General features: G+C 45.8%; 21 protein-coding genes. 6 read left to right on the forward strand and 15 right to left on the reverse strand.

Features of this window, described 5'->3' with window-relative positions; translation table 11 throughout:
• Positions 1 to 117 precede the first annotated feature (117 nt).
• The 13 genes from nqrM to ACHA99_RS02400 form a co-directional block, all read right to left on the reverse strand.
• Entirely contained in the window at positions 118 to 342 is a 225-nt protein-coding gene (gene nqrM, locus ACHA99_RS02340; protein WP_105250019.1) for a (Na+)-NQR maturation NqrM, read from the reverse strand.
• Positions 343 to 357: 15 nt separating this feature from the next.
• Positions 358 to 1,404, reverse strand: a complete 1,047-nt coding sequence (locus tag ACHA99_RS02345; RefSeq protein WP_393940817.1) for an FAD:protein FMN transferase — start codon at positions 1,402 to 1,404, stop codon at positions 358 to 360.
• A 98-nt stretch (positions 1,405 to 1,502) separates the two neighbouring features.
• A complete protein-coding gene (gene nqrF / locus ACHA99_RS02350) occupies positions 1,503 to 2,759 on the reverse strand; it encodes an NADH:ubiquinone reductase (Na(+)-transporting) subunit F (RefSeq protein ID WP_028761565.1) in 1,257 nt (418 codons plus the stop codon).
• A gap of 46 nt (positions 2,760 to 2,805) precedes the next feature.
• Positions 2,806 to 3,414, reverse strand: a complete 609-nt coding sequence (gene nqrE, locus ACHA99_RS02355) for an NADH:ubiquinone reductase (Na(+)-transporting) subunit E (protein WP_006080469.1) — start codon at positions 3,412 to 3,414, stop codon at positions 2,806 to 2,808.
• Between the two features lie 5 nt (positions 3,415 to 3,419).
• Positions 3,420 to 4,052 carry an NADH:ubiquinone reductase (Na(+)-transporting) subunit D gene (locus ACHA99_RS02360; RefSeq protein ID WP_006080467.1) on the reverse strand — a complete coding sequence of 211 codons (633 nt, stop codon included), beginning with the start codon at positions 4,050 to 4,052 and terminating at the stop codon, positions 3,420 to 3,422.
• On the reverse strand, positions 4,052 to 4,840 hold the full coding sequence (locus ACHA99_RS02365; protein WP_028761566.1) for a Na(+)-translocating NADH-quinone reductase subunit C: 789 nt from the start codon (positions 4,838 to 4,840) through the stop codon (positions 4,052 to 4,054). The genes ACHA99_RS02360 and ACHA99_RS02365 overlap by 1 nt, the downstream gene beginning before the upstream one ends.
• On the reverse strand, positions 4,833 to 6,032 hold the full coding sequence (locus ACHA99_RS02370; RefSeq protein ID WP_105250021.1) for an NADH:ubiquinone reductase (Na(+)-transporting) subunit B: 1,200 nt from the start codon (positions 6,030 to 6,032) through the stop codon (positions 4,833 to 4,835). Before ACHA99_RS02370 ends, ACHA99_RS02365 begins: the two co-directional genes overlap by 8 nt.
• Positions 6,032 to 7,366 carry a Na(+)-translocating NADH-quinone reductase subunit A gene (locus ACHA99_RS02375; RefSeq protein ID WP_028761568.1) on the reverse strand — a complete coding sequence of 445 codons (1,335 nt, stop codon included), beginning with the start codon at positions 7,364 to 7,366 and terminating at the stop codon, positions 6,032 to 6,034. The genes ACHA99_RS02370 and ACHA99_RS02375 overlap by 1 nt, the downstream gene beginning before the upstream one ends.
• Before the next feature lie 401 nt (positions 7,367 to 7,767).
• On the reverse strand, positions 7,768 to 9,822 hold the full coding sequence (locus tag ACHA99_RS02380) for a TonB-dependent receptor domain-containing protein (protein WP_393940823.1): 2,055 nt from the start codon (positions 9,820 to 9,822) through the stop codon (positions 7,768 to 7,770).
• 164 nt (positions 9,823 to 9,986) lie between these two features.
• Positions 9,987 to 10,496, reverse strand: a complete 510-nt coding sequence (luxS, locus tag ACHA99_RS02385; protein WP_028761570.1) for an S-ribosylhomocysteine lyase — start codon at positions 10,494 to 10,496, stop codon at positions 9,987 to 9,989.
• A gap of 165 nt (positions 10,497 to 10,661) precedes the next feature.
• Positions 10,662 to 11,780: a TRAP transporter substrate-binding protein gene (locus ACHA99_RS02390; protein WP_113939872.1), complete on the reverse strand. Its 1,119-nt coding sequence runs from the start codon at positions 11,778 to 11,780 to the stop codon at positions 10,662 to 10,664.
• A 253-nt stretch (positions 11,781 to 12,033) separates the two neighbouring features.
• Positions 12,034 to 12,354: a BolA family transcriptional regulator gene (locus ACHA99_RS02395; RefSeq protein WP_028761572.1), complete on the reverse strand. Its 321-nt coding sequence runs from the start codon at positions 12,352 to 12,354 to the stop codon at positions 12,034 to 12,036.
• A 152-nt stretch (positions 12,355 to 12,506) separates the two neighbouring features.
• Positions 12,507 to 13,121, reverse strand: a complete 615-nt coding sequence (locus ACHA99_RS02400) for an alpha-ketoglutarate-dependent dioxygenase AlkB family protein (RefSeq protein WP_393940826.1) — start codon at positions 13,119 to 13,121, stop codon at positions 12,507 to 12,509.
• 83 nt (positions 13,122 to 13,204) lie between these two features.
• Between ACHA99_RS02400 and ACHA99_RS02405 the strand changes: the two genes are divergently transcribed.
• The gene (locus ACHA99_RS02405; protein ID WP_393940887.1) at positions 13,205 to 14,341 is read left to right on the forward strand and encodes a methyltransferase; all 1,137 of its coding nucleotides are present in this window, start codon (positions 13,205 to 13,207) and stop codon (positions 14,339 to 14,341) included.
• Between the two features lie 212 nt (positions 14,342 to 14,553).
• Entirely contained in the window at positions 14,554 to 17,802 is a 3,249-nt protein-coding gene (locus ACHA99_RS02410) for a DUF2339 domain-containing protein (RefSeq protein WP_393940828.1), read from the forward strand.
• Between the two features lie 132 nt (positions 17,803 to 17,934).
• Here ACHA99_RS02410 and ACHA99_RS02415 read toward each other — a convergent pair whose 3' ends face one another.
• Entirely contained in the window at positions 17,935 to 19,233 is a 1,299-nt protein-coding gene (locus ACHA99_RS02415) for an O-acetylhomoserine aminocarboxypropyltransferase/cysteine synthase family protein (RefSeq protein WP_393940830.1), read from the reverse strand.
• Between the two features lie 123 nt (positions 19,234 to 19,356).
• Complete coding sequence (locus ACHA99_RS02420; protein WP_263208612.1) at positions 19,357 to 20,796, reverse strand: PLP-dependent aminotransferase family protein; 1,440 nt, start codon at positions 20,794 to 20,796, stop codon at positions 19,357 to 19,359.
• 158 nt (positions 20,797 to 20,954) lie between these two features.
• Here ACHA99_RS02420 and ACHA99_RS02425 point away from each other — a divergent pair, with 158 nt between their 5' ends.
• From ACHA99_RS02425 to ACHA99_RS02440, 4 genes are all read left to right on the forward strand, one after another.
• Positions 20,955 to 22,289, forward strand: a complete 1,335-nt coding sequence (locus tag ACHA99_RS02425) for a cytochrome ubiquinol oxidase subunit I (RefSeq protein WP_393940833.1) — start codon at positions 20,955 to 20,957, stop codon at positions 22,287 to 22,289.
• Between the two features lie 60 nt (positions 22,290 to 22,349).
• A complete protein-coding gene (gene cydB, locus ACHA99_RS02430) occupies positions 22,350 to 23,357 on the forward strand; it encodes a cytochrome d ubiquinol oxidase subunit II (protein ID WP_263148378.1) in 1,008 nt (335 codons plus the stop codon).
• A gap of 101 nt (positions 23,358 to 23,458) precedes the next feature.
• The gene (locus tag ACHA99_RS02435) at positions 23,459 to 23,593 is read left to right on the forward strand and encodes a DUF2474 domain-containing protein (protein ID WP_105250029.1); all 135 of its coding nucleotides are present in this window, start codon (positions 23,459 to 23,461) and stop codon (positions 23,591 to 23,593) included.
• Between the two features lie 623 nt (positions 23,594 to 24,216).
• Positions 24,217 to 24,621 (forward strand): GreA/GreB family elongation factor, encoded by a 405-nt coding sequence (locus tag ACHA99_RS02440; RefSeq protein WP_028759523.1) that lies wholly within the window; start codon positions 24,217 to 24,219, stop codon positions 24,619 to 24,621.
• Positions 24,622 to 24,987: the final 366 nt, after the last annotated feature.

Below are 24,987 nucleotides of genomic sequence, written 5' to 3' on the forward strand. Positions count from 1 at the left end.
TAACTTGCTATCCCACTCTAATCCCAAGGATAAATCTCAAATGATTAACCCGTGTAAGAAAATACGAGGCAAAAAAATAGCCCCCTAAATCGGAGGCTATGATCGAATCAAGACTATTTAGATAATGCGGTCTTTCGTTAACTTCTCACGACGCGCTTCTTCAGCGGCCATACGACGTTTACGTTTGTCACAAGGGTCATCACAATCACACGCTTTCTCAATCCCTAGAACACCTAAACCGCCACAACTTCCTTCAACGGCTTTGCGCTTGATGAGATAACCAATCGACATGAGCAAAAAGAAGACTAACAAGATCACAAATGCCGCGATAAAAGAGGTCATGGTTTACTCCAAAAACTAAATAAGGAAAGGCTTGAAGGCGTCGCTGTAATAGACCTTAAATCCGTCGCCTTGCTTTTCGATTAGCATTATCGCCAAGTGTTCCTTCTTGGCAAGCTCCAATGATGCTTCTGTGCCTAAAACCATCATGGCCGTCGCAAAACCGTCGGCCGTCATACAATTTTGATGCAATACAGTCACGGATGCTAACTTATGATTTATCGGCAAACCAGTACGCGGATCGATTATATGCGTAAAACGTTGGCCGTCTTCTTCATAATAATTACGATAGTCACCAGAGGTCGCCATCGCCATAGTACCAGGTGCAATAACCTGTTGTACGGCTTCAGAGCCATCATTGGTCGGTTGCTCTATAGCAACACGCCAAGAGCTTCCATCACCTTTGGCACCTTTGATACTCAGTTCGCCACCGATTTCAACTAAATACCCTGTCGCGTGGTATTTATCAAGAATGGAAGCGATCTTATCAACCCCAAATCCCTTCGCGATTGATGATAAATCTACATATAAATGGGTGTTGTGCTTACTTAGACGATTGCCTTCAATGGAAAGTTCACTAATCCCTGTTTTGGCTTTAGCCGCATCAATATCAGCCTGTGTCGGAACTTTCGTTGGACGCTTATCAGGTCCAAAACCCCACAGATTAACTAAAGGACCTAAGGTAATATCAAGTGCCTTATCCGTCACTTGATATAAACGTATTCCCTCTTGCACCACTTTTATGGTATCCGGTGAGACTTCAACGCTTTGCTCCAATGGCAATTGATTGAAACGGGATAATTCTGAATTAGGCCGATAGGTCGACATCTGGTCATTGACTAGCTCAAGGGCTAAATCAATTTCCGCTTGAAGTAACTGCGCCGTCGGCATCTGCTCATTCGGGACGACTTTAATGTGATAAGTCGTGCCCATAGTGCTGCCGGCCAACGAAATAACTTCATTTTGCTTTGAACAGGCTGAAACAAAAAAGGCCAGTCCCACGAGGACTAGCCAGTTAAATGAATACTTTAACACTGAGGTATTGATCTTTAAGGTCTGAAACATAGTGACCTACTACTCTTATTTGGGCCCTTAAATGCAAAAGTTGCAGATGAAAGGTTAACCTCAACATCTGCAACTTTTCTATCTAGGACTAATGAACATTAGCCGCCGAAGTCATCCAACAGGATGTTTTCGTCTTCGACACCAAGATTTTTCAACATACCAATGACGGCAGCGTTCATCATTGGAGGTCCACACATGTAGAACTCACAATCTTCTGGAGCATCATGGTTTTTCAGATAGTTTTCATACAATACGTTATGAATAAAACCTGTGTAACCATCCCAGTTATCCTCTGGTTGAGGATCTGAAAGTGCCACATGCCATACGAAGTTATCATTCTCAGCCGCTAGGCCGTCGAAATCTTCTACGTAGAACATTTCACGCTTAGAACGTGCACCGTACCAGAAGCTCATCTTACGTTTAGACTGAAGACGCTTCAGCTGGTCGAAGATATGTGAACGCATTGGCGCCATACCTGCACCACCGCCGATAAACACCATTTCTGCATCGGTATCTTTCGCGAAGAATTCACCGAATGGGCCAGAAATTGTCACTTTATCGCCCGCTTTTAAGCTCCAAATGTAAGATGACATCTTACCGCAAGGCAGTGTCAAGTTACGTGGTGGAGGCGTAGCAATACGCACGTTCAGCATAATAATGCCGAACTCTTCTGGGTAGTTAGCCATTGAGTATGCACGGATAGTTTCTTCATCAACCTTAGATTCAAGATTGAAGAAACCGAAGTGTTCCCAGTCGCCACGGTATTGTGCAGGTACATCAAAATCTGCATATTTAATATGATGAGCTGGTGCTTCGATTTGAATATAACCGCCAGCACGGAATGGTACAGACTCGCCATCAGGAATTTGCAGCTTCAGTTCTTTAATGAAAGTGGCTTTGTTATCGTTAGAGATAACTTCACATTCCCATTTCTTGATACCGAAGATTTCTTCGTCAAGCTCGATTTCCATATCGTTCTTAACGTTAACCTGACAAGAAAGACGACAACCTTTACGGGCATCACCTTTGCTGATGTGGTCAAGTTCCGTTGGCAGAATATCGCCGCCGCCAGACTTAATCACCACGCGGCATTGGCCACATGAGCCACCGCCACCACACGCACTCGATACGAAGATACCGCTGTTAGCCAAAACGCCTAACAACTTACCGCCCGCACCGGTTGTAATCGCTTTTTCAGGATCGTCATTAATGCCGATCGTGATGTCACCACTAGCCACTAACTTAGACTTAGCGAATAAAATCACTAATACCAAGATGAGGACGATAGCAGTAAACATACTCACACCGAGGTAAACCTCGAGCGGAGTAGATTTAAAAATACCAAGAATATCCATTAACTTATCCTTAGAAGGTCCAATTCAAGAAGCCGTTATGTGTCTCTTACAGAGACACACCTGAAAACGACATGAAACCTAAGGCCATCAAACCAGCGGTGATAAAGGTAATCCCTAAACCACGTAGGCCGTTAGGCACGTCGGCATACTTCAGCTTCTCACGGATACCGGCCATCAATACGATAGCTAATGCCCAACCCACTCCTGAGCCGAAACCAAACACCACACTCTCGCCTAGCTTGTAGTCACGCTCAACCATGAATGATACCGCACCGAAAATCGCGCAGTTCACTGTGATCAAAGGTAAGAAAATACCTAATGCGTTGTACAAAGGTGGAAAGTACTTGTCCAGTGCCATTTCCAGAATTTGAACCAAAGCCGCAATCACACCGATAAAGGTAATAAATTTCAAGAAGCTTAAGTCAGCTTCAGGTGCGCCAGCCCAAGCAAGTGCACCAGGAGCTAGCAGCCCTTGATAGATAACTTGGTTTGCTGGGACAGAGATAGTTAACACTACAACTACCGCAATCCCTAGGCCCATGGCTGTAGTGACTTTCTTAGACACAGCCAAGAAAGTACACATACCTAGGAAGAAGGCCAGTGCCATGTTTTCAATGAAAACAGAGCGAATTAACAGGCTAATATAATGTTCCATCGCACTTACCCTTTTGCTTCAACTTGCTCTGGCTTATAGGTACGAATAATCCAAATCAAAACACCGATCAGGAAGAACGCACTCGGAGGCAGTAGTAGCAGACCGTTTGGTTGGTACCAGCCGCCATCAGAGATCTTGTGCAGGATTTCAACACCGAACAGAGAACCGTTACCAAACAGTTCACGTACGAAGCCAACAGCTAACAGAATCGCACCGTAACCTAAACCGTTACCGATACCATCCATAAAGCTCATCATTGGCGGTGTTTTCATCGCGTAGGCTTCGGCACGACCCATTACGATACAGTTCGTAATAATCAGACCGACGAATACCGACAGCTGCTTAGAGATCTGATAAGCATAAGCCTGCAGCAATTGGTCAACCACGATTACCAAAGAGGCAATAATGGTCATCTGTACGATAATACGCACACTGCTTGGAATATGATTACGGATCATTGAGATAAACAGGTTCGAAAACGCAGTTACCGCAGTTAACGCCAACGCCATTACCAGTGCAGTTTCGAGCTTGCTCGTTACCGCTAATGCACTACATACACCAAGTACTTGTAAAGCAATCGGGTTGTTGTTGACTATAGGTCCGGTCAGAACCTGTTTCAGTTCTTTAGCGTCAGACATTAGTTGAGACCTCCATTGCGTGCTTTTTCAATGAAACTCGCAAAACCTTCTTTACCCAACCAGAATGTCAGTGAATGTTGTACACCGTTACTCGTTAAGGTTGCGCCAGATAATGCATCTACACCGTACTCAGTGCTAGCAACAGTTGGGTTTTTCGTTACGCTGATAGCGAGTTTACCTTGCTCATCAAATAACTTTTTGCCATGCCATTTCGCTTTCCACTGAGCATTTTGCACTTCGCCACCTAAGCCCGGCGTTTCGCCGTGCTCGTAGTAGACTAAGCTTTGCACTGTGTTTAGGTCAGCATCCATAGCAAGGAAGGCATACATAGTAGACCATAGGCCATAACCATGGATTGGCAGAATGACACTGGTTAATTTACCTTGGCCGTCACGAACAAGATAAACCACAGCCTTATCAGCAACACGTTTCACTGAAGCGATGTCATTCTCAGGTACAAATGAGGTTTTCACATCACGAGACGCTTTACGTTGATCATAAGTGTCAGCATCAACACCCTCAACCCAAGCACCCGTTTTCAAATCGACCAGTTTAGCTTCGATGTGTTTGCCGTATGTATCCAGAATTTGCGCTTTGGTCACTTTGCCAGCTTTAGTATCGATAAGACCAGCGGCTTCCAGAATGTACTTTTGCTTATCAAGCAGTTTATTTTCTGCTTGAGTCGGTCTCAGTAACACTGCTGCAGTAGACACAAATATCGCACAAATTAGACACAGGCCAACGACGATAAATAAGGTTCTGCCGAACGAATCTTTATTACTAGCCACGGGCAATCCTCCGCTTGATATTTGCCTGAACCACGAAGTGGTCGAACAATGGCGCGAACAAGTTAGCAAACAAAATTGCCAACATCATGCCTTCAGGGAATGCAGGGTTAATCACGCGGATAAACACAGCCATTGCACCGATCAAGATACCGTATGCCCATTTAGCTTGATTAGTAAATGACGCTGACACTGGGTCTGTCGCCATGAACATCATGCCAAACGCAAAACCACCTAACACTAAGTGCCAGTACCAAGGCATTGCAAACATTGGATTAGTGTCGCTACCGACAACGTTAAGCAGCGTAGAAATGGCAATCATGCCCACCATTACACCGCCAACGATGCGCCATGAAGCGATACGCGTGTAGATGATGACCAAACCACCTAACAGAATCGCTAATGTAGACACCTCACCCACTGAACCAGGAATGAAACCGAAGAACGCATCCCACCAGTTTTGGTTAATGGCGTAATCTAAAGTGCCAGACGCCGCTTGGCTCAGTGCAGTTGCACCTGAGTAACCGTCAGCCACAACCCATGAGGTATCACCTGACATATTCAACGGATAAGCGAAGAACAAGAAGGCACGACCCGCTAGTGCTGGGTTTAAGAAGTTACGCCCTGTACCACCGAACACTTCTTTCGCCACGACCACACCGAAGGTGATACCCAGCGCCACCATCCATAATGGTATAGTTGCTGGCAGCGTTAAAGCAAACAGGATAGAGGTAACGAAGAAACCTTCGTTGACTTCATGACCACGGATAGAGGCGAACAGCACTTCCCAGATACCACCGACGGCAAAGGTCACCGCGTAGATAGGTAGGAAGAAACAGGCGCCATACCACATCAGCGCAGGCCAGCCAGAGTTTGCCGTCAGTTCGGTACCGAACATGCTGAACAAGCTCACTTGCCATACGTCAGGGGTAGCAAAACCAGCCACTAAAGCTAATTGAGCTTGTAAACCTACGTTGTACATACCCACGAACATCGCGGGGAAAGCACAAGCCCAAACCGTAATCATCATACGTTTTAGGTCGAGGTTATCGCGAACATGGGTTTTGCCCTTGTTCACTTTTCCTGGGGTATAAAAAATCGTGTATGCCGCTTCGAATAGGGCATAAAACTTTTCGTATTTACCGCCTTTTTCAAAGTCGGGTTCAATACGTTCGAAAAAATCTTTCAAGCTCATTAGCCTTCCCTCTCGATCGTATCTAAACAGTCACGCAGATATGAACCGTAGTCATACTTGCCTGGACATACGAACGTACACAGTGCGAGATCTTCTTCATCTAACTCTAACGCGCCTAACGTAGCAGCACCGTCAAAGTCACCTGAAATCAAGTCACGCAACAACATAGTAGGAAGAATGTCCAATGGCATTACACGCTCATAGTTACCAATTGGCACCATAGCGCGGTCTGAACCACCTGTACTGGTCGTCATGCTGAACAGACGAGAAGGAGCAAGATGTCCTAAGAATGCACGAGTGATAGAATATTTGTCTGAGCCTGGTAATACCCAGCCTAAAAATTCTTTCTCTGTACCTTCTTCTAACAGACTTACTTGAACATGGTAACGACCTAAATACCCTTGTGGGCCAACGGCTGTACGACCATTCAGAACAGAGCCTGAAATCAGACGAACATTGCCATCTAAGGCTTCACCTGCGGTTAATTCAGTCATGCTCGCGCCCACAACAGTGCGTACGAGTCTTGGCTTAGCCGCTTTAGGGCCTGCGATCGCAATAACACGTTCGGTATTGAGTTCACCCGTCGTAAATAGCTGACCAATTGCTATTACATCTTGGTAACCAATATGCCAAACGGTACGTTTTGCAGAGGCAGACAATAAGAAGTGAATGTGAGTACCGACTAATCCTGCAGGGTGCACACCAGCAAATTCTTCAACTTGGGCGTTTGCGGCAGGAATATCAGCGCCAGGCGCTTTACAAAGGTAAACTTTACCGTCAGTAAGTCTTGCTAAGACCTTAAGACCATTAGCAAAATCTTCTTTATGCTCACGGATCACCACAACGGGATCAGCGGCAAGAGGTTGAGTATCTATTGCGGTTACAAAAATACCAGCAGCAGAAGAGTCTACAGCAGGAACTTTGCTAAAAGGACGAGTACGCAAAGCAGTCCATAAACCTGATTCAATCAGATTGTCACGGACTAACTGCGAGTCGAGCGTATCGAGTGCAGTGGCATCATATTTAGCAAAGGCAACGCTGTCGTTTCCTTCCACTTCAATGACAACAGACTGCAGAACACGCTGTGCGCCCCGGTTAATGTCTAATATAGTACCACTGGCTAAAGCCGTATATTTAACGCCTAAATTCTTCTTATCTTCAAAAAGAACTTGGCCTTTTTGTACTTTATCGCCCACTTTGATCTTCATCGTTGGACGTAAGCCAATATACTCTTCACCCAAAGTAGCTACATGTTTAATGGCTGGGCCATTATGGATAACTTGCTCTGGTCCGCCTGCTATAGGCAGTTCCAATCCTTTCTTAATTGTAATCATATCCACAAGCACTACGTTTGAAGGAAAGACAATGCGCCGCGTTCCTGCTAAATACTTAGGTTTTAAACAAAACCTACTGCATTGAGCTAGCGCAGATTTATCACAGAAATGCGATCGCAATCACGCTGGTCGCGCGCATTTTACCCCAATTGACTTGGCATCGCCACGAAAATTATAGGTGATTTCAAACCTAAAATACGGATTGAAAAGAATCATGCGCTACGGCGTTCACCTTCCGACCTAGTGACTGATCAGAAAGAGAGAATATTACGGCCACTGGGTACTATAGCATTAATAATTAAAGATTTAATTTAGCAAAAAGTCGAAACGTCCACTAAACGCAGCCGAAATCGATCTTATTTGTTTCAATTGATTTAAATTCAAACAAAATAAAACTCAATTTAAAAGCGCCATTGATAACCTAAATAGCTAATACGTCCATTTTCCGATCGAATTCCGCTATTTGATGCTGTCGTAACTAATGACTCATCTAAGAGATTTTCTACCCTAAAATAAATCTCATGGTGGCGATCAAAATGATAATTCGCCGCTAAATCTACACGCCATTGTACTGCGATAGGCTGTAATTCAGCGCCAAATTGGCCCATTTTCCGCTCGGATTGATAAAAGACATTTGCATTCAATTCATATTCGGCATATTTCATTCCAGCACTAAAATGCAATTGCTGCTCAGGTAACCAAGCCACTCTATCACCAGCCACAACGCAACCTTGGATTTCGTTACAGCTATTGGTTTGATATTCCGAATTCGAATATTGATAATTTAAGACTAATGGTAACTGTACACTACCGATATCCCACTGGTAGCCAAGATTCAGCTCAACTCCTTTGGTCAGTACATCCACAACATTACCTTGAACCCACAAACGACTGTCGGCGCATTGGGTATACGCATCACAATTCACATGAAGATTTTCAAAATCTTGGACGTAGGTTTTGATATCAGCACTAAAATGCTCGCTGGCATATTGGGCGCTGACTTGATATTGCAGCGACACTTGCGCCTCTTGCTCAAGATTCCCCGCACTCGCGGCGGTCCATGAGCGGCGAATATCCGTACTAAAGCGCCAATCTCCAGCATCATATAAAACACCGAGTTGTGGCATCCAATCGCTGTCGGAGAAATCAGCCGCATCCAGTCCTACATAAGCCAAATCGACCTTGCGATTGACGCTCACTTGTTCATAGGCAAGCGCGAGCTTTATCTGTAATTCGTCCCAATTAAACAAGGAATCGATTGCCGAAGTAAATGCAGTTGCATCGTCGGTATAGGCCAATAACGCATTTTGTGCATCACTCACTAAACTCAAGTCCTGCTGCCATAGACTCTGTTGTTCGCCAAAGTGCATCTCGGCTTTATCCGTATGATAACGGGCGCTATAGATAATTTGATGGGCACCATACTGATTTACTGATTCAGTTTGTGCCCCAAAGGAGCTGAAATCATTGTCTTGTTGTAAAGAAGCCAGTGAGACGCCATCGACTGTCGGCTGACGTTCAAATGCGGCCAACGCAGCAAGACTCTGGGCATCGAGCATTTGCCCATCAAATTGATTGAGTTGGTTTAATTGCTGCGAATAAGACTGGTAGTAAAAGTCTGTGGTGACCTTATGCCCACCATTGAGCGTAACTTGGTGAGACAGTTGGTACTTATGATGTCGCCCCTGATGTTTATCCGCCGCAGTGGCCGAATACAAACTCATAGGATCTTGTTGCCAATCGGCCTGTGTTAACCCAAGCTGAGAGCGATAACTATCATCATCGAGAAACTGGTAAGTAAACTCAGTCACCTGTGGACTTCTGGCGCCGAGTAAACTCGCGGCGTTGATTTTAAATAAGATGTCTGTCGTTTGGTGGTCTGTGTCTTGACCATTGAGCAAGTGATCTGCGCCGCTATTATCTGCATAATTAACCGCGAGTATCATGCCATACTCTTTTTGCTTCACTCCCCAATTCATATCGACACTGTAGTCTGAATCGGTATTGCCCTCGAGAGTCGCCTTACTATTCTCGGTCTGCTCAGCAACAGGTAAGGTTTGATAACTCACCACCCCAAACGCACCTTGCCCACCGACAGCCATATTTGCCATCGGGGCGGCAGTAACACTCTGTTGTTGCAGTAGATTAGGTAAGAGTTGTAATTGCGGTGCCGAATACGGCGCAGGGGAGAAATACACTCTATCTTGCAATACGGCCACGCCTTGAGTCGCGCTACGCATGCTGATGCTCGCGGGATTTCCACTCAGATCCGCAGGCAAAACCGTCAAAGCCGTCAATTGACCTAACGCTAAACGATTAGACGTTGAATGAAATGTGTCATTGAGCTTGTTCAATTCAAGCATTTGACTGTGAAGATCATCGGCGAACGTTGTGCTAGAACAGGCAAGAGATACAGAAATTGCACAAAGTGATACAGTGAAGTAACGACTAGGCATACCAAGCTCCCAAAAACTTTGTTAGCGTACGGTGTTTTTGTTATTAACTTGTAAAATAGCTGAGTTTACTTGAAAAAAAAAGCGACTCTCGTCGCTTTCTCTTATTTACTTCAGGAAACTGAATTTACTAAAGAAGCACTCTCATACTATAAGAGTGCTAACAATTACAGATTACCTAGAATTTCATCGCTTAATTTTAGATCGTCATTACGATTAACACTTACGCCTGCAGCAATAATATTACGGGCGATATCTTGTGCTTGCTCTAATGAATGCATCTCATACGTACCACATTGGTATTCGTTCAGCTCAGGGATTTCAGACTGCTCAACCACTTTAAGCACATCTTCCATCGCGGCTAACCACGCATCGGCCACTTGGCGCTCTGTGGGTTCACCAATCAAACTCATATAAAAACCGGTACGACATCCCATTGGCGAAATATCAATGATCTCAACATCGCTGCCATTTAAATGGTCACGCATAAAACCCGCGAACAAATGCTCTAGAGTATGAATACCACGCTCACTGAGGATCTCTTTATTCGGTGCGCAAAAACGTAAATCAAATACAGTAATGGCATCGCCCTTTGGCGTGCTCATATGCTTAGCGATACGAACCGCAGGGGCATTCATCCGAGTATGGTCGACGGTAAAGCTATCAAGTAATGGCATAGGGATCTCCAAATTCTCAGGGCGACATCAACGCCACTGTAACTGTCTATTTATGGCTTGCAAGCATAACACCAAATGAATTACGCCGATAACAAGATAATCTAAGATGAAATCATCTCATATAAATCAGATGCTAATGTGACAGTTTGCAGTAAAAAACATCATTTAGTGTTGACGCTGCTGACTGTAAGCATCCTCAGATATTTTATGGTACTGGCGCACACCCTGCTCATACGCGTGATAAGCATCGTACACCTTTCGCATTAAGGGATCTTGATTCGCTTGATCTTCAATCACTTGTTTGGAGATTTTCTCAAGCTCCAACAAGACGTTCGGTGGAAACGCTTTAAGTTCCACACCTTCGTCTTTCACTAACGTTTCAAGGGCGGTCACGTTACGGGTCGTGTATTCATCGAGCATATCTTGGTTAATGGCTCTAGCAGCAACTCTGACTATGGCCTGTAAATCCTCAGGTAAACTCTCAAAGGCAGCGGTATTAATCAAGAATTCCATATTTGAACCTGGCTCATGCCAACCAGGGTAATAGTAATACTTAGCCACTTTATGTAAACCGAAGGCAAGATCATTCACTGGCCCTACCCACTCTGCGGCATCAATCGCCCCCGTTTGCAGTGCACCATAAAGTTCACGCCCCGCCATGTTTACAGGTACAGCACCAACGCGTTTCAACACTTCACCACCTAAGCCCGGCATGCGGACCTTCAATCCCTTAAAATCAGCAATGGTATTGATGGGTTTATTAAACCAGCCACCCATTTGCATCCCAGTATTGCCACCCGCGAGGGGAATAATACCAAAGGGTTGATACACTTCAGTCCACAGCTCCATACCACCGCCATAGTGAAGCCAGCCATTTATTTCCTGCGCGGTCATACCAAAGGGGATCGATGAAAAAAACTGCGCTGCGGGCGCTTTTCCTCTCCAGTAGAAAGAAGCGGAGTGAGCCATTTGAATTTTACCCTGACTCACACCATCAAATACGGCAAAAGCGGGCATCAACTCACCCGCACCATAAACGCTAATCTTTAACCGACCGTTAGACATTTCATCGACTAAATGCGCAAAACGCTCAGGAGCCATGCCTAAACCGGGGAAGTTTTTCGGCCAAGAGGTTGCAAGACGCCATTCAATAGCAGGTAAAGCATGGGGAACATCAGTTGCGGCATGGGAAGCGGCTACGCTTTGCGCATCACTGGAGACGGGGTTACAACCGCTCAGTCCCATCAGCAGCACTGAGATAAACAAACTCCCTAACTTACGCATTTTTAATAGTCTCCCTGATGTCAAACGAGCACATCGATCCAACTGACATGGAAATACACTCAAGATGGGTATCGACAATCACATCGCCCAACCTCTTAAAATAAAACATATTGTTAACACAGAAACTAAGGTAGGGAAACTAGAAACTAAGGTCGGCAAACTCAAAAATAGTCTTAAGTTGGCCTAAAACAAAAAGCCACTCTATGAAGAGTGGCCTTGAAATCTAAGCTAAACAGTATTACTGAGCGATTAATTAACCGCGACAATTTGGCGTATTAGGTACTTGTGCATTCGCATCCCACTCATTTTGAGTGAAAGTGTGAATAGACAAAGCATGCACGCCATTGGCTAACTCATGGGCTAAGTGAGTGTTGACCAATCGATGACGGGCTAATAAACGTAAGCCATCAAACTGCTCGCTCACCAGCACAACTTTAAAGTGGGTTTCTGAATTCGGTGGTACATGGTGACGATTACTTTCGTTAATCACTTCTAAATGGGTCGGCGAAAAGCATTCGGTTAATTTCTGCGAAATAGTGTTAGCCACAGTGCCCTGCACATGAGTATTGGACATATTCGAGTCTCAGAATGGGAAAATCCAGTTGCCGCAGAGTACTGCTTCAAATTGAAAAGATCAAATTCACGCTTTCAATTTGTTGATGCCCTACCACTTTATATCCAGTCATATTTCGCAGTGCTTCACCATAGGCAGTTAGCGGGAGGCAATTAACCATGGAAATTAACGATGAGTTGTCTAAAGGTATAGTTCCAACGCGGCTCTTTTACTTTCAAACGTTTAGGTAAACTGTGTAACCAATCACTTTGCATAGGCCAGTGCATGATCAGTAGATCACCACTGTGCAAACTGATGCTGTACTTGGTTTGGCTGTGCTTATGCTTAAGCACAAAATCCCGCGTGGCGCCTAAGGTAATAGAAGCAATATGACTCCCCTGAGTAATTTCAGGTTCATCATCACTGTGGGCGCCCATACAATCTTTACCATCGGCGTAGCGATTCACTAATACCCCATTGCTCTCCAAACCATAATCCCGCGCTAACTTATCCCTCAACTTGTGAGCATATTTAGGCCAAGGTAAGGCGCGGATAAACAGTCCTGAATATAAATAGTCGCAGCCCAAATCGCCAAACCACACTTGCTGGCGAGGAATAACGTGAAACTGACCAAAGACTTGGATTTCAGGGCGACTTAAGGGATAGGTCAGCGCTTCTTTCATTAGCGCCGCTTGCTGCTCAGCATTAAGATAACCCCGCACTAAGGTGATGGGCGGTTTAATTTGAGCCTCCCCCTCTGTATCAAACCCTAACTTACCTTGCTGCATTGACGTCCTCCATGCGAGCCGTCGCACTGCGCCATGAAATCTGCGATAATCTGCGCCTTAAATTTATTGGCGCAGTGTGGCACATGACAACACAATTTTCAGTAGCGGGTGTTGAACTCGAACTCTTACGGTATCCGGCTCAGCAGGAATCTAATCTTCAAGCTTGGGATGCCGCCGATGAACACTTACTCAAAAGCCTTATTGAGTCAGAGCAAGCCGCCGTGCCAACCGCCATTATCAACGACAATTTCGGCGCCTTAAGCTGCGGTTTATCTAAATTGCATCCAAGTTGGCCGCTATTTGTTGAAACCGATGCCAGAACCAGCTTTTTAGGCACAGAACAAAACCATGGCCGCAATCAGTTGCCAATGGATAATCTGCAATGGTTTACCAGCCGCGATACCTTGCCAGAAAACTTAGCCTTAGTATTGATGAAGTTGCCTAAAAACTTAAGCTACTTTGCCCACCAGCTAACGCGCTTGTCGCAAGTGTTACCCGCAGGCACTCGTGTATTAGTGGCCGCCAAAGCCAAATCGATTAATGGCGCCTTACTCGACATCTTTGCTAAGCATTTAGGCCCCGCAAGCGCCAGTTTAGCGTGGAAAAACACGCGAGTGATCACCTGTGTCAGTGATGGCAAATCAAGACCATTAGCCAAAGAAGTGACTTGGGCCATACCCGAATATCAACTTGAGATCAGCAATTTAAGTAATGTGTTTGCCGCCAACAAACTCGATATTGGCGCACGTATCATGCTAGAGAATCTGCCCAAAGGGGATTTTAAGTCGATTGTCGATCTCGGCTGTGGCAATGGCGTGCTGGGGTTACGCACAGCCCAGTTATTCCCAGAGGCTGACATTCACTTTATCGACGATTCTGAAATGGCGGTCGCATCAGCCAAGGCAAACTGGGCACGCAACCAATTGCCCGCAGACAAAGGCCACTTCTATTGGGACGATTGCATGACGCATCTGCCCGATGATGTTCAACCGGATCTGGTGCTGTGTAATCCGCCGTTCCACCAAGGTGAAGCCATTACCGATCATATCGCCTGGCAGATGTTTTTAGATGCCCGCCGCCGCTTAAAAGAGGGGGGGATCTTACATATCGTCGGCAACCGTCATCTGGCTTACCATGTAAAATTACAGCGCTTATTTAAGAACTGCACCACAGTCGCGTCCAACGGTAAATTTGTGATCCTGCAGGCACAGAAAAAATAACCTCATCGAAATTGACACGTTAAATGAGAGCCAGCAATGTTTGGCTCTTTTTTATACAGGGCTCTTTTTATGCTGAGCAATGACATGTTGGAAAAGTAGCAGTCGGAGATTTCCTAAAAATCAACAACAACTAGCCGAAAAATACACATACAAGTACACTTCTTGCCGACAAAGGTTTATGAGTTAAGCACTTAAACACTTAGGAATGAGATATGCCGTTAAAGGATGACGTTGCCCAACTAAAAGCTGAGCTGGCACAGTTACAATCGCTGCATTTATCGCAGCAATCTTCGCTAAGTCGTCAATTAGCAGAATTCTCCACTAAGCTCGAGACGTTAAGTCAGCAAATTGCAACTGAAGACGCCACTGAAACCACTCTGAATATGGCAGCGAGTGCTTCATCAATTGCATCTGTGCTCACCGCCGCCGATAACGCGCCTACATTAACCTATGCGGCACAAACACCAACACTTGAGCCAGCTTCCGTAGAACCAGCCCCAGCAGAACCCAACCCATGGCAGCAAGGCCCTATACCAGCAGAATCTTGGCAAGAAGACCCTTGGCAAAGAAAAACGAAAAATACCCCGACGGAACAAGCCACTAAAACCGAACACCTTTCTCAAGCGCAAAATCAACAGCTGAGTGATGAAGTCAAATTGCAGGCAAGCGTGCAAGCAGCGAGTCAATTTGATGAGTTGTTATCCCAAGGACTCGCGGCCGTCATGGCACCCTTTGCGGCAGTCAACGAGCAAGTCAAATCTTTCTACCATCATTATCAGGCTAAGGGATTAGGACCTGTCTTTTTAATGACTGTCGCAGGGATCATCACCCTGACCTTAGGCTTTGGTTATTTACTGCAATATTCAATCAACCATTGGTTTTCAGAACTTGGCAAAGCGCTACTCGGGTTTGCCAGCGCGAACGCTATCATAGCCGGCGGGATTTTTATTCGCCAAAAACGCGCCGGCATGGCGGATTTTGGCTCAGGTATTGTCGGACTCGGACTCATACTTAATTATCTCTGCGCGTACTTTATTGGGCCGTATTTTGAGTTAATTCCCAATAGCGCGAGTTTTATCTTACTGTTATTGATCACTTTGGCGGGTTATGGCCTGTCGATGCGCTTAGATGCCAAAGTGATCGCCGTGATCGCCTTAGTCGGTGGCTCGACCGCGCCTATGATGCTGTTATCCCAAAGCTATGCGCCGCTATTGTATCTGCCTTATTTAGTGCTTATTGGTGCGGGCGCCCTTGCCCAGAGTCGCAAACTTAAGTGGCCGCTGCTACTGGAAATCAGCGCCCTGTTGCACATAGGCTGCATCGAAGCTTTTAGCCATTTCATTGAATTGCCACTCAGCGACGTTGGCGGCGTCAGTCTGCTCGCGCTTATCAGTATTAATGCGTTCTTTTATCTCTACGGCATCACCAGCCTACTATTTACCAAGCAGTTTACCCATCATGATGAAAAACATAATGCACTGAGCCATCGCATACTCGCCCTACCGATAGTATTGCTCGCCTTTGTGTTATTAGAGTTGACGCAATTTACTGAGTTCGCAGGGGAAATCTTTGCGGCCAACGCACTGATTTGCGCAGCTCTCTATTGGAAACTGACTCTCTATTGGAAGCGCACAGGCAACCTAGAAAAAGCCCGTAGTGGCTTATTGTTAGTCTTTGCAGGCAGTTTTGCGGGATTTGCCGCACTGTATTTACTCAGCAACGATTTCCTTGGATTAGTATTACTGCTCGAAGCCTTATTACTCTTGTGGATTGGCACCAAAGAAGAACTGATTTCCGTTCGCGCCGAAGCCTATGTATTGCTGCTGATGGGATTAGGGCTCAATGCGTCTAGTGTACTGACGGGCATGAGCCTTTTAGCATCAAGCTTTATCGATGGGGCGCCAATTTCTCCCTTGTCAGCTTTTGGCTTTCCACTGTTGGCACTGGCTTTAAGTTGCGCCGCCTTAGTCTTAGTGATTCGGCTATTAACACTCCATCATACGTTACTTTCGACCCTAGAAAGTCAGCTAAACAGAGTGTTAAAAGAGCTATTAAGCGGTTTTTATGTGGGGACAATTATCCTCGCGGCTTACCTTTTGAGCAGCGATTACTACCTCGCCATCTTGCCACTGGTCAGCCTATTACTGCTGTATTTGAGCGCAAAGGACAGACTCGTTATCAGCGAGTTTGCTGCTTGGCTCTTACTATTGCCGCTGCTGTTTAAGGTTGTTGAAGGCGTAACGCTCACAGGCAGTTTTAGCTTTAGTGCCCAACCGCTTATAGCAAAACTGGCACGGTTTGAGTTATTTACCGCCTTACTCTTGGCCCATTATTGGTATCGTCGCCACTATAAAGATGCCTTATTTGCCAAAGCCGCTTATACGATGCAAATCTTCTGCTATTTGCTGCTGCCGCTTATTCTGCTGCCCAAAATCATCCGCAACCATTGGGAATATACCGCTATCGCACTCTGGCTGAGCACCTTTATGAGCCTAGGTTTAGCCTACTTTGTTAAACATAAGAGTTTGAACATAGAGGCCAAAATCCTCACTTGGCTAGCGGTTCTGATGACAGCCTCGCTATGCCTTATTCACGCTTGGCAAGGACTCGCGGCGCTGGCCGTTGGCGCCCTGTTTATGGGCTTCACCCTGCTCCGCTACCGCCAGTTACCCGAGCATTGGCGCCCCTTGCTGCAACTACAATGGCAATTGAGCCCTTATTACTTTGCACTGGTATTGGCCGTGATCGTTTATGGTTTTAATCATTCTGAGCTAGTAGGAATAGCCATGACAGCATTAGCCTTAAGTGGTTATTTTGCCTTGCTGATCCAAAGAGGTTTAAGCCTGAGAGGTGTAAGTCACAGATCTGTAGGCCAATCCTCATATAGCGCAAAATTCCCCCTCGCAGCCGAAATCCAAGCCGCAATAAAGGAAAGCTACCATCTCGCCTATGGCCTCACTTTAGGCTTAGCCCTGTTGCCCATCATGTTGCATTTTGAGCTAACACTCGGGCTTAATCGTGATAATGCCTCGTTTGTGTTAATCGAGTTTTTATCACTGGCACTCCTAGCAAGGCTTATCTTGCAGCACGGTGCAGCAATACGCTTGCATAGACGCATCTTACCTTTACAAGGACTTAAGTGGGGTTGGCATCTGTTACTCGCCTTAAGTTACTTCATGTGGAGTTATAGCTTCGATAACATGATTGCCGCACCGCTCAGCGCGATTTTATTGGTTATCCATGGCAGTGTGTTGATGTTTATCAGCTTAAAACCACAAAATGCCGATATGATCCGCCTCGCTGCTGGACTATTTACCTTATCGACACTTAAGGTGCTATTACTGGATATGGCTTCATTCGAGCTAGTGCAAAAGGTGATTGCCTTTATGCTGATCGGGGTTATTTTACTGACAGTTTCTTACTTCTATCAGAAGGCGAGAAATCGACTGCAGCAAGATTAACATCGTTTTTAAAGCACTAAAAAAGCCGCCATCAAATTGAATCGATGGCGGCTTTTTACTGTTAACGATTTAATAAAGCGATGAGGTATCGGCTATTTAATATGGACTATTCGATACGAGCTTCGATACGAGCTATTTGCTCGCCAGTGCCTTATCGAGTGCCTGTGCAACATCGTTAATGATGTCGTCGATATGCTCAATCCCAACCGAGATACGGATAAGATCCTCAGACACGCCCGCCCTTGCCAGTTCATCGGCATCGAGCTGTCTGTGCGTAGTGCTCGCAGGGTGGCAGGCCAAGGATTTCGCATCCCCAATGTTCACTAAACGCAGGATCATCTGCAGTGCATCGATAAAACGTCCGCCAGCAAGCTTACCCTCTTCAGCTGTGGCCGCTTTAATCCCAAAGCTGATGATCCCAGAAGCTTTTCCGCCAGTGATCTTGTGGCAATTATCCTGATAAGGGCTGCTCGGCAAGGCGCCGTAGTTCACCCAACTGACCGCCGGATGCAACACCAGATATTCCGCTAATGCCAAGGCATTCGAGCAATGGCGCTCCATTCTAAGGCTTAAGGTTTCAAGGCCTTGCAACAGTAAGAATGCGCTGTGCGGTGACAGTGCGGCGCCGGTATTACGCAGCGGTACTACACGGCAACGACCAATAAATGCAGCAGGACCAAAGGCTTCTGTGTAAACCACGCCGTGGTAGGAAGGATCAGCTTGGTTGAGTAAGGCAAATCTTTCCTTATTCGCCACCCAATCGAACTTGCCAGAATCGATAATCACGCCACCGATCGTCGTGCCATGGCCACCAATGTATTTAGTTAAAGAATGAATAACGATATCGGCGCCATGCTCAAAGGGGCGACATAACACTGGAGTCGCGACCGTATTATCGACAATTAAAGGCACGCCATGCTTATGGGCAATCTCGGCTAAACGTTGTAAATCGACAATATTGCCCGCTGGATTACCAATCGATTCGCAGAATAAGGCCTTAGTTTTGTCATCGATCAGCTCATCGAGGCCTTCAAAATCATCGAAGGCCGCCATGCGCACTTCAACGCCTTGGCGCGGCAGCGTATGGGCAAACAGATTATAGGTGCCGCCATAGAGCTGACTGGTACTGACGATGTTATCGCCAACTTGAGTCAGGGCTTGAATCGCATAGGTAATCGCCGCCATACCCGATGCCACGGCCAGCGCACCTATGCCGCCTTCAATGGCCGCCAGACGTTGCTCTAGCACGCTAGTGGTAGGATTCATTATCCGTGTATAAATATTACCAGCGACTTTTAAGTCAAATAAATCAGCACCATGTTGGGTATCATCGAAGGTATAAGAGGTCGTTTGATAGATAGGTACTGCGGCCGCCTTCGTGGTCGCTTCTGACTCATAACCGTAGTGTAATGCCAGTGACTCTAATTTCATTTTCCCTTCCTTATCCGTAGCAGCCCAGTTTTCAATCGACATTGAGAATTGCACAAGATTTGTGCATGCTCAACAAGCTAACAGATAGACATCTAGAAGTCTAAAACTTTTTAGCCACAGCCTTTAACTTCGGCGCGAATAGTTACGAATAAGTTCGGCCAGCACCACGACCGCAGAGACTATCTCTGGCGAGCACTCGTATGAGGCATTCAAACGCATAAAATGGCGGAATTCGACCTGATTACTAAAGAGATTTCCGGGTGCAATACTGATCTCACGCTCAATCGCCTGATAATAAATTTGTGTAGCGTCCATGTGTGATGGCAGCGCTAACCAGAGAAAATAGCCGCCCTGCGCGAAGTTGACCCCCACAGATTCAGGCAGATGCGCGCACAATAATTGATACATGGCCAATTTACGGCTGGCTAACTTTTTACGTAACTGTTTCAAATGGCGTTCATATTGCGCCGACTGAATAAAATCGGCGATGGCGAGCTGCATGGGCGCACTGGTCGATAACGTCGACATGACTTGTAAACGTTGTAACTGCGGTGCATGGCATCCCGCCGCCACCCAGCCGACACGATAACCAGCAATCAAAGACTTAGAAAATGAGCCACAGTGCAACACCCGTCCTTCGGTATCGAAGGCTTTTACTGGCCTTGGCGCGCTGGAGTCGACATAGAGTTCTTGATAAACATCATCCTCAATCAAACTGACTTTATGCTCGTTTAGTAGCTGATAAAGCGCCTGTTTTTTAGCATCCGATAAGCTGCAACCTAAGGGATTTTGATGTTGGCTCATCAACCAGCAGGCTTTCACTGGATAGGTATTTAACACTTCTGCCAGCGCCTCGAGATCAATCCCCTGTTGTGGATCGGTCGCGACCGCAATCGCCCTGAGTTTAAGCCGTTCAATGGCTTGCATCGCGCCATAAAAGGTCGGTGATTCAATGACAACCCAATCACCCGCTTGAGTCAGCGTCGCTAAGCTCAAGTTGAGCGCCTCCATGGCACCCGAGGTAATGATGATTTCGTCGGGCGAAATGCTCATGCCCAATTTGGCATAACGTTGGGAGATCGCCTTACGCAATCCCGCATTTCCTGGCGGTAAATTATCGGCGGCAAAAGAAGGTGACATGTGCCGAGTCACCTTAACTAAAGATCGCGCCAGTGCTTGTTGCGGGAATAAACTAGGATCGGGAAATCCAGAGCCAAAGGGCACTATGTCCGCCTGCTTTGAAGCCTGCAGAACATTGAATACAAACTCATTAATATCCACGCTATCGGAAAGATAAATCGGCTTTTGTCGCTCGGGATAACGAAAGGCTTCTCCCTGCCGCGCGATTAATTCCGGCTTTGGCACCACTAAATAGCCCGATTTTGCCTGCGCCGAGATCACGCCTTGGCTTTCCAATAGCTGATAGGCATTGAGCACTGTCATCAGACTCAAGCCCGAATCGGCCACAGTTTGGCGCAGCGACGGCAACTTGTCCCCCGCCTGCCAGACACCTTGGGCTATTCGTGTCTTTAATTCCTGCGCTAACTGCTCGTACTTCGTCATCTGTTATAGCCAATCCAAGATATTCTGTGTCTGTTATAGCCAGCATATCCCATGGTCTAATAGCACACAAGCTTTCACCGTCAAGCCAATTTAGGGTTCAGTGAACGCGACTAGAACAATGCCTTTGTAACGAGAAATGCCTATCGCTCGAGGAAATTATGTTTGATTTTGATGCCACAGTGCTCGCTAGGATCCAATTTGCTTTTACCATCTCTTTTCACATTATTTTCCCCGCCATCACTATCGGCCTCGCCACCTATCTGGCGGTATTAGAAGGCTTATGGCTGAAAACAGCGAATGAGGTGTACCAACAACTCTATCAATTTTGGTCGAAGATTTTTGCCATAAACTTTGGCATGGGCGTGGTCTCAGGCATAGTGATGGCCTACCAATTTGGTACCCATTGGAGCGCTTTTTCCGCCTTCGCGGGCAGCGTAACTGGGCCGCTACTCACCTATGAAGTCCTCACCGCCTTCTTCCTCGAAGCGGGGTTTCTGGGGGTCATGCTATTTGGTCAGCAGAAGGTAGGCAAAAACCTGCATTTCTTCGCCACTTGTATGGTCGCCACGGGCACGATTATCTCAACCTTCTGGATCTTAGCTTCAAACAGCTGGATGCAGACGCCCCAAGGTTTTGAAATTGTGATTAATCGCGTCATTCCTGTGGATTGGTTTCAGATAGTGTTTAACCCTTCATTTCCCTATCGTTTAGCCCATATGACAGTGGCGGCCTTTATTTCATCGGCTTTCTTTGTGGGCGCATCGGCGGCTTGGCACTTACTCAAAGGTAACGACACGCCCGCGATCCGCAAGATGTTGTCTATGGCGATGTGGATGGCGTTAATTGTCGCGCCGCTGCAAGCTGTGATTGGTGATTTTCATGGTTTAAATACCCTTGAATATCAACCTGTAAAAGTCGCGGCAATGGAAGGCCATTGGCGTAATGAGGGTGACAAACCCACACCGCTTATCTTATTTGCGATTCCCGATATGGACGCAGAGAAAAACCACTTCAGTCTCGAAATCCCAGGGCTGGCGAGCCTGATCTTAAAGCATGATTTAAGCAAACAAGTGCCAGCCTTGACTGAGTATCCCGCCGAGGACAGACCCAATGTGTTGTTAGTGTTCTGGAGTTTTAGGCTCATGGTCGGCTTAGGCTTATTGATGATTTTTGCTGGACTGTGGAGCGCTTATCTCAGGCGCAAAGGCAGCCTCTACAGCAACAAACACTTTCTGCGATTTGTATTGGTGCTCGGCCCCGCCGGATTGCTCGCCACACTAGCAGGTTGGTTTACCACCGAGCTTGGCCGTCAACCTTGGGTGATCCAAGGATTGATGCGCACTCAGGATGCCGTGTCTTCCCACAGCGTTACCCACTTGAGTATCAGCCTAGGGATTTTCATCGTCAGTTACTGCGGCATCTTTGGCGTTGGTTATCGCTATATGATGCGACTCATCCGCAAAGGGCCAGATATCGCGGCAACAAGCCATTAATTTTAAAGTAAATGAATCTAGTTTTACTTATTCAATCTTAAACATATTTAAGGGCTCACCATGGAATTCGATCTACCCTTGATTTGGTTCGGGATCATCATTTTTGCCACCTTAATGTATATCGTGATGGATGGCTTCGATCTCGGCATCGGCATACTGTTTCCCTTTATTCACGATGAGGACGACAGGGATATTATGGTCAATACCGTCGCCCCCGTTTGGGATGGAAACGAAACTTGGTTAGTGCTCGGCGGCGCCAGCCTGCTCGGTGCCTTTCCCCTCGCCTATGCCATAGTGCTCGAAGCGCTAACCATACCGCTGCTCATCATGCTGCTGGCATTGATTTTTCGCGGCGTGGCATTTGAGTTTAGATTTAAGTCGGGCGCAGAAGCTAAACCATTCTGGGATAAAGCGTTTATGTTCGGTTCTATCACGGCCACCTTTTCACAGGGCGTAGTGCTGGGGGCGTTTATCTCTGGCATTTCGGTGAGTAACCAACAATTTAGCGGCAGTAGTTTCGATTGGTTAACGCCCTTCTCACTTTTCTGCGGTTTTGGTCTTATGCTGGCCTATGCTCTGCTCGGCGCGACTTGGCTGGTGAAAAAATGCCAAGGCGAGCTTAAAACGACCATGCAACAACTCGGCAAAGCACTGACCTTATGCCTGTTGATGACCATAGGTTTAGTCAGTTTATGGACCCCCTTCGTGCAACCCAATATTGCCCAGCGCTGGTTTAGCTTGCCGAATTTATTCTACTTCGCCCCAGTGCCAATACTGGTATTAGCCTGCGGTTGGGCCTTGATAAAATCCCTAAATCGTGATGATAACTATCAGCCATTCCTACTCACTCTAGGGCTGATTTTCTTAGGATTTAGTGGCTTAGGGATCAGTATCTGGCCGCACATTATTCCACCCAACATCAGCCTTTGGCAGGCAGCAGCCCCCGACAGCAGCCTAAGCTTTATGCTCGTCGGCGCCCTGATGATCATCCCGCTGATTTTGGTTTATACCTTTTGGAGCTACTACGTGTTCCGCGGCAAAGTAACCAAGGATGCAGGCTATCACTAGCCATGACTCAGGTAAAAGAGGCTCCCCAAAACGCGACCTAAGCTAACTTGGCTTAGGTCGCTGATTCACCTTAGATAACTTTACATATGCAGGAGATCAACATGACGACCCAAACGAAATCCCTCGCCTATCGACTCGGCTGGTTAGTGCTGATTTGGTGTACAAGCGTAAGCTGTCTGTTCCTCGTCTCTATGTGTATCAAAATACTTTTAAAAGGTGCGGGCTTAACAACCTAAGTAAATATTGACTTTAGAAGCTTATATTAAGGCTTAATTCAGTTAGTGCCCATAGCATCTAGCGACAATGCACTAGAACATTCAATGGTTGAATTAATTTGGCTTTCAGTTCCGCCAAATTAACAAGTGCTCAGTTTACTTTACGAGTGCTAGCATTAAATTGACGAAGACTAGCCTCAATGTAGCAAAGTTAAAACTATGTTAAATCTAGCTTTGCTGTTATCAGTATATTCAGCAAGATTAGCTTAGTTAGGCTTGCTTTATATTTTTACTTGACCTATGGTATCAGCCAAGCAATTACTTATTTAGTTAATGGCAAGATTTAGTTAACAGCAAGGCCGATATACTAAATCGATATACAAAAAATAAATAATCAATCGAATATCAACTTTTGACTGGAGATGTAACACTATGTTTAGCACTGCATTTTCATCACTATTTTCCCATGTGTTAGCTAACACATCTAGTTCCGTAAGCTCAATCCGCCTCTCGCTCAAATTCCCAGTCTAAGCCGAGCGTCACTCGCGCTCGGCAGAATTATAACTTCTTGTGAAATAAGCACAGAGTAATACTCATTTTAATTTCTATGCTTATATTTTAACTTTGTTATTTCAGAGGCGGCAATGGCATATTCTTTTTTTAGTGGTCTTTTCCAGAATTTTATTCTAAAAACTGAAACCTATTATTTACAAAACAGTTTTAATGCCTCTCTACGCCCAACGGCTTTGGCAGGCGTGATTAGTAAGCTTGAGCAGCTAAAGCATGATACGACGAGTGATAAAGTGACTGTGGGACGGGAAATTCACTTAGTTAATCTGCAGGATCAGCAAGAGTACCAAATTGAACTCGTGTATCCACCAAGGCATAAACCCAGTGCAGGACGTTTCTCTGTCATATCAGATTTAGGCGTCAGCTTACTTGGGTTATCAAAGGGCGAACTGGCAGAGGTGAGCATTTTAGGCAAACCAGTTCTGTTTATGATTAAAGATGTCAGTTTAACGAAAAAACAACCTAAAAAGTCTGTATAGGAAAAAATCATTTGGGCATACTTTTTGTAAATGGCTATTGAGTATTGCTACTTGATAACATTTCAGAAAATTTTAAAGATATGATTATAAGGTTGTAAGCATTTTAAAATAGAGCATGTTCAATTCAGTGGCAACATGCTTTGAACTCGCTATTAGCGGCGGCTTATAGCGGCATTTTCAACATGATATAATAAGAGGGAATGTTATTTTGAAGTCATTAACTGGCCGCGATATTTATTAAAGAGACACTTTAAATAAGTTTAACACTGCAATTAACGACTCTTTGCAACTATTTACGTATAAGTCATGGCAGTGCTTTAGAGTAAACAGCAAAGGGGTTAAGAGGTTTAGCACGGCGCCTCAATC

This window comes from Shewanella sp. S23-S33 (assembly GCF_043359565.1).
Taxonomy (GTDB): domain Bacteria; phylum Pseudomonadota; class Gammaproteobacteria; order Enterobacterales; family Shewanellaceae; genus Shewanella; species Shewanella oncorhynchi.

Bases quoted from the DNA above. Each gene is read 5' to 3' on its own strand.
- nqrM (WP_105250019.1), bottom strand. From the start codon at position 342: ATGACCTCTTTTATCGCGGCATTTGTGATCTTGTTAGTCTTCTTTTTG.
- ACHA99_RS02345 (WP_393940817.1), bottom strand. From the start codon at position 1,404: ATGTTTCAGACCTTAAAGATCAATACCTCAGTGTTAAAGTATTCATTT.
- nqrF (WP_028761565.1), bottom strand. From the start codon at position 2,759: ATGGATATTCTTGGTATTTTTAAATCTACTCCGCTCGAGGTTTACCTC.
- nqrE (WP_006080469.1), bottom strand. From the start codon at position 3,414: ATGGAACATTATATTAGCCTGTTAATTCGCTCTGTTTTCATTGAAAAC.
- ACHA99_RS02360 (WP_006080467.1), bottom strand. From the start codon at position 4,052: ATGTCTGACGCTAAAGAACTGAAACAGGTTCTGACCGGACCTATAGTC.
- ACHA99_RS02370 (WP_105250021.1), bottom strand. From the start codon at position 6,032: ATGAGCTTGAAAGATTTTTTCGAACGTATTGAACCCGACTTTGAAAAA.
- ACHA99_RS02375 (WP_028761568.1), bottom strand. From the start codon at position 7,366: ATGATTACAATTAAGAAAGGATTGGAACTGCCTATAGCAGGCGGACCA.
- ACHA99_RS02380 (WP_393940823.1), bottom strand. From the start codon at position 9,822: ATGCCTAGTCGTTACTTCACTGTATCACTTTGTGCAATTTCTGTATCT.
- luxS (WP_028761570.1), bottom strand. From the start codon at position 10,496: ATGCCATTACTTGATAGCTTTACCGTCGACCATACTCGGATGAATGCC.
- ACHA99_RS02390 (WP_113939872.1), bottom strand. From the start codon at position 11,780: ATGCGTAAGTTAGGGAGTTTGTTTATCTCAGTGCTGCTGATGGGACTG.
- ACHA99_RS02395 (WP_028761572.1), bottom strand. From the start codon at position 12,354: ATGTCCAATACTCATGTGCAGGGCACTGTGGCTAACACTATTTCGCAG.
- ACHA99_RS02400 (WP_393940826.1), bottom strand. From the start codon at position 13,121: ATGCAGCAAGGTAAGTTAGGGTTTGATACAGAGGGGGAGGCTCAAATT.
- ACHA99_RS02405 (WP_393940887.1), top strand. From the start codon at position 13,205: ATGACAACACAATTTTCAGTAGCGGGTGTTGAACTCGAACTCTTACGG.
- ACHA99_RS02410 (WP_393940828.1), top strand. From the start codon at position 14,554: ATGCCGTTAAAGGATGACGTTGCCCAACTAAAAGCTGAGCTGGCACAG.
- ACHA99_RS02415 (WP_393940830.1), bottom strand. From the start codon at position 19,233: ATGAAATTAGAGTCACTGGCATTACACTACGGTTATGAGTCAGAAGCG.
- ACHA99_RS02420 (WP_263208612.1), bottom strand. From the start codon at position 20,796: ATGACGAAGTACGAGCAGTTAGCGCAGGAATTAAAGACACGAATAGCC.
- ACHA99_RS02425 (WP_393940833.1), top strand. From the start codon at position 20,955: ATGTTTGATTTTGATGCCACAGTGCTCGCTAGGATCCAATTTGCTTTT.
- cydB (WP_263148378.1), top strand. From the start codon at position 22,350: ATGGAATTCGATCTACCCTTGATTTGGTTCGGGATCATCATTTTTGCC.
- ACHA99_RS02435 (WP_105250029.1), top strand. From the start codon at position 23,459: ATGACGACCCAAACGAAATCCCTCGCCTATCGACTCGGCTGGTTAGTG.
- ACHA99_RS02440 (WP_028759523.1), top strand. From the start codon at position 24,217: ATGGCATATTCTTTTTTTAGTGGTCTTTTCCAGAATTTTATTCTAAAA.